The organism is Planctomycetota bacterium, from assembly GCA_026387035.1.
Lineage (GTDB): Bacteria > Planctomycetota > Phycisphaerae > FEN-1346 > FEN-1346 > JAPLMM01.
This window is the reverse complement of record JAPLMM010000242.1, coordinates 1-4,153: the sequence shown is the minus strand read 5'-3', so window position 1 is coordinate 4,153 and position 4,153 is coordinate 1. Positions and strand designations below refer to the sequence as shown.

6 protein-coding genes are annotated in these 4,153 nt (G+C 64.8%); 1 reads left to right on the top strand and 5 read right to left on the bottom strand.

Translation table 11 applies throughout. The features are described 5' to 3' along the window. The 5 genes from NTX40_09070 to NTX40_09050 all read right to left on the bottom strand — a co-directional run. On the bottom strand, positions 1-665 hold a 665-nt coding region (locus NTX40_09070), incomplete at its 3' end, for a SpoIIE family protein phosphatase (protein MCX5649229.1). Positions 666-668: 3 nt separating this feature from the next. Next, the gene (locus NTX40_09065) at positions 669-1,178 is read right to left on the bottom strand and encodes a PAS domain-containing protein (GenBank protein ID MCX5649228.1); all 510 of its coding nucleotides are present in this window, start codon (positions 1,176-1,178) and stop codon (positions 669-671) included. Then, a complete protein-coding gene (locus NTX40_09060; GenBank protein ID MCX5649227.1) occupies positions 1,175-1,456 on the bottom strand; it encodes a (2Fe-2S) ferredoxin domain-containing protein in 282 nt (93 codons plus the stop codon). Before NTX40_09060 ends, NTX40_09065 begins: the two co-directional genes overlap by 4 nt. Positions 1,457-1,488: 32 nt before the next feature. Continuing rightward, on the bottom strand, positions 1,489-1,839 hold the full coding sequence (locus NTX40_09055; protein MCX5649226.1) for a 4Fe-4S binding protein: 351 nt from the start codon (positions 1,837-1,839) through the stop codon (positions 1,489-1,491). A 190-nt stretch (positions 1,840-2,029) separates the two neighbouring features. Next, positions 2,030-2,824, bottom strand: a complete 795-nt coding sequence (locus NTX40_09050; protein ID MCX5649225.1) for an AAA family ATPase — start codon at positions 2,822-2,824, stop codon at positions 2,030-2,032. Positions 2,825-3,119: 295 nt separating this feature from the next. Here NTX40_09050 and NTX40_09045 point away from each other — a divergent pair. Next, the coding region (locus NTX40_09045) for a formate--tetrahydrofolate ligase (protein ID MCX5649224.1) at positions 3,120-4,153 on the top strand (1,034 nt) is incomplete at its 3' end.

Here is a 4,153-nt window from a genome sequence, read left to right as displayed (position 1 = left end):
AGTTTGGTGCGGACCTTGATGACCGCGATGCTGACATCGTCGCCCGGGGCCCCGGCATAAAGCTCCGACACTGTGTCCGCAAGCCTGTCCGCCACATTTTGGGCCGACAAATCCGGATGCGCGTGCGTCTCCAGGTACCGGGCGGCCTGCTCCCAGCCCCAGCCCAGCGGATAGACGCCGCCGATCCCGGCGTTCAGAACCCCGTCCGAGACAAACACAATCCAGTCGCCCAACTTCACGCGCACGACGGACTCGCGGATGCGCTTCCCGCCGATCTCCCGATCGTTCGAGGGCAGCGGCAGTACCTTGCGCCCACGCAGAACGATCGCCGGCGGGGTGTCGAACTCGACGAGACGCGCGCGGCCGTCGCGGAAGAACTGCGCAATCGCAAACGTGCTATACGCCAGTTTCCGCACCTGGCAGACCGGCAGGGTCTTACCCAGTGTCTCCACCACCTCCGAAAGCGGGAGCTCGTTTTCCAAGAGGTGCATGGCGATTCGCGTCGTCAGCGTGGCCAGGATGTTGGCCTTGACGCCGCTCCCCAACCCGTCGGAAAGCGCCAGGGTCACGGAATCCGAGTGGCGGGCGATGGCCAGGCTGTCGCCGCACAACTCCTCACTGTGCTTGCGCAATTGCCTCGTTCCCCACTCGTAGAAGAACCGCATACCCTATCGCTCTTCCTGAAAAAGGGACATAACCTTCACCAGCAGCACCTTGGTTTCAGCGGTGGCCTCGCCCAGGAGCCTGGCGATCTCCTGAGCCGTCTGCATCTGGCGCTCAATCACCTCTTGGGCGCGCTTGAGCGTCTGGGCCCTCAACTCGGCCAGGCGATGCCTGGCTTTCTCTTCTTCCGAGGTGTCAATGAAGATCCCGCAGTACAGGTTTTCCCCCTCGATCGGAAACAACCCCACGCGAAAACTCATGTCGTGTTCGGGGATCGTCTCTTTGACCATCAGGTTCCCGCTCGCAGCGATAAGCCGTTCAAAACAGTCCGTGTGCACGAACTCCGACGCGCGCTTGCCGACGATCTCGTCGTCGCCGCAATGGAACATGGCCCGAAACGCGGGGTTCACAAAACGAATCCGCGTCTCCTTGTCCACCAGCACAACCCCGTTGGGCGTGTGCTTGAGGATCGCGCTGGCGTGCACCGCCGTGATTTGGCTGTCCGAGGACCTCATGCCGTCTCTCCTGGCTCGGCCGCAGGCCCTTTTGTCACGGCCGCCGTCACCCGTTCGCGGAACGTTGCAATCGCCTCATCCACGCTTCCACTCGTCAGGGGCTCGTCGTCGATCTGCCAATTCACCCCCTCGCCGCACCGTTCCATGCAAAACGAGCCTTTCAGCGCCACCTTGTCCGCCAGGCCCAGTTCTTCAAGCAGCCCGTTGAAACGCACAATGACCTCGCGCGCACCCTTCAGGTGGCAGGAACTTCCCACGCACACCGTCACCGTGACCATTGGCGTTCCTCCAGGCCCGCCGAATGCCTGCGTCATCGCTCGCCGGTTTTCTGCGCGGCCAGAAGCATCTCGGCGGCCGCCTGGCGCTTCCGGCGGTTGTATTCCTCAATCTCCACGAACGCGAGCGCCCGGGTGGGACAGGCCGAGACACACGCGGGCTCCTTGCCGGCCTCCGTCCGCTCGATACACAGGTCGCACTTGACCACCGCCCGGCCGTCGCGCGACATCTCAATCGCCCCGAACGGACATGCCATCACGCAGAACTTGCACCCGATGCACCGCTCGGCATCGACAAGGACCGGCCCGTTCTCGGTTGCACGACGCAGCGCGCCGCTCGGACAAGCCTCCATGCACGGCGCGTCCTCGCAGTGCTGACACTGCATTGGGCAAGCCCCGGCGCCCGCCGGCTCAACGCGGAGGCATCGTAAAGGTTGTCCGACGCCGCGTGCGCCAGCGCGCAGGCGATCTCGCACGACCGGCACCCCAGGCAGCGTTCAATCCGGCAGACGATCATCCGGCCGGACGCCTTCGATTTCGCCTTGGATTTCGTCTTCGCCATCGTCCACCTCTTCCTTAGCCGCGAGCGGGCGCTTCCGCCCCGATCAACGCTTCCATTTTCCGCCGGGCTTCCCCCAGGGCCGCTTCCGCCTTGGCGTCCACGCCGAGCACCGAGCGGCCCTCGAGGTCCGCCCGCTGAAGGGCAGGGCTGTACGGCACGTGGCCGAGGAGTTCCACGCCTTCCGGCAGCGCGCCTTGCACCACCGCCACCTGGCCGGGGTCCGTTACCTTATTCAGCACCGCGCCGAAGCGCTTGATGCCGATCTCGCGGCCCATGCGGGCGATGCCCGCCGCCGTCTCCAGGCTCCGCCGACCGGGCTCGACCACGATCACCAGCGCGTCCGTCCCCATGACCGACGCGCGGCCGAGAAACTCCAGGCCCGCCTCCATGTCCACGAGGAGCACCTCGTCGCGGCGGAGCATCAGGTGCCGCATCATCGCCTTCAGGAACGCACCCTGCGGGCAGGCGCATCCTTTGCCCCCGCCGCGGATGCCGCCGAGCACCAGCAACTTCAATCCGTGAACCGAGACGGCGTACGAATCCGGAAGGTCTTCCACATGCGGATTCAGGCGGAAATACTGGCCGACCTGGTCCGGGTCGGCGCCGGTGCGTTCCTTGATGAGGTCCTTGAGGGCGACGAGCGGTTTCGGCCATTCGCCTGCGGGGACGCCCAGGGCGGCAGCGAGGTTCGCGTCGGGGTCCGCATCAATCAGGAGGACGCGGCGCCCATCGGCACGGAAGGCCTCGCCCCAGACGGCCGTGACCGTCGTCTTGCCGACCCCGCCTTTGCCTGTGATCGCGATTTTCATGGGCGGCCCAGGCTCCTACTTCCAGATGGCACATTCGGCGGAGGCTGCGATGCCATGCTCCCACGGCCCATCTTAGGATAGGCGTCCCGCAGACAGGTGTCAAGGTGGAGAAGTGGGCGAAAACGAATACTCCGTGAAAGGTTTCACGATTGCGTTTCGCCTTTGGGCAAAATGTCTTGACGCCCTGGGACAAGAGGGCGTAGACTCAGCCACGCCTTCGGCTCAGGAACCATCTGCCTCGGTGGCGGCACTGCGGCTTATAGGGAGCACGCCCTGCATTTCAAGGAGACGCCTGATGCTCAGTGACCTGGAGATCGCCCAAAAGGCCAAGTTGAAACCCATTCGTGAAATCGCGAACGAATTGGGCGTCCAGGAAAGCGAACTCGAACTCTACGGCAACTATAAGGCGAAGGTCGACCTCGCGATCCTCGGCCGACTCGCCAAGAGGAAGCGCGGAAAATACATCGATGTGACCGCCATCACGCCGACGCCCCTGGGCGAGGGCAAGACCGTCACCACGATCGGCCTCTCGCAGGGCCTCGCGCACATTGGCAAGAACGTCTGCACCTGCATCCGCCAGCCGAGCCTCGGCCCCGTCTTCGGCATCAAGGGCGGGGCGGCGGGCGGCGGGTTCAGCCAGGTCGTACCGATGGAGGACTTCAATCTGCATCTCACGGGCGACATCCACGCGGTCGGGCTGGCGAACAACCTGGCGTGCGCGTTCGTCGACAATCACATTTATCACGGAAACCCCCTGAACATCGACCCGTATGCGCCGTCGCTCCGGCGCGTGCTCGACATCAGCGACCGCTGGGCCCTCGACGACGTGATCACCGGTCTGGGGTCGGGCATCGTCCGCCGGACCGGTTTCGACATCGCCGTCGCGAGCGAGGTGATGGCCATCCTCGGCCTGACGACCGGCCTCGAGGACATCCGCGAACGCCTGGGCCGAATGATCGCCGCCTACACGCGCGACGGAAAGCCCGTCACGTGCGAAGACCTCAAGGTCGCCGGCGCCATGGCCGTCCTCATGAAGGACGCCATCAAGCCCAACCTCATGCAGACGCTCGAACACACGCCGTGCTTCGTCCATGCCGGGCCGTTTGCGAACATCGCGCACGGCAATTCGTCGATTATCGCGGACATGATCGCGACGCGCCTGGCGGATTACACGGTCACCGAGTCGGGCTTCGGCGCGGACATCGGCATGGAAAAGTTCATGAACATCAAGTGCCGCGCCAGCGGCCTCGTGCCCGACTGCGTCGTCCTGGTGGCGACGGTGCGGGCGCTGAAGATGCACAGCGGGAAGTTCCGCGTGGTGGCGGGCAA

Excerpts from the sequence above, each read along its gene's own strand:
- NTX40_09065 (MCX5649228.1), bottom strand. The coding sequence starts at position 1,178 with ATGAGGTCCTCGGACAGCCAAATCACGGCGGTGCACGCCAGCGCGATC.
- NTX40_09060 (MCX5649227.1), bottom strand. The coding sequence starts at position 1,456 with ATGGTCACGGTGACGGTGTGCGTGGGAAGTTCCTGCCACCTGAAGGGT.
- NTX40_09055 (MCX5649226.1), bottom strand. The coding sequence starts at position 1,839 with ATGCAGTGTCAGCACTGCGAGGACGCGCCGTGCATGGAGGCTTGTCCG.
- NTX40_09050 (MCX5649225.1), bottom strand. The coding sequence starts at position 2,824 with ATGAAAATCGCGATCACAGGCAAAGGCGGGGTCGGCAAGACGACGGTC.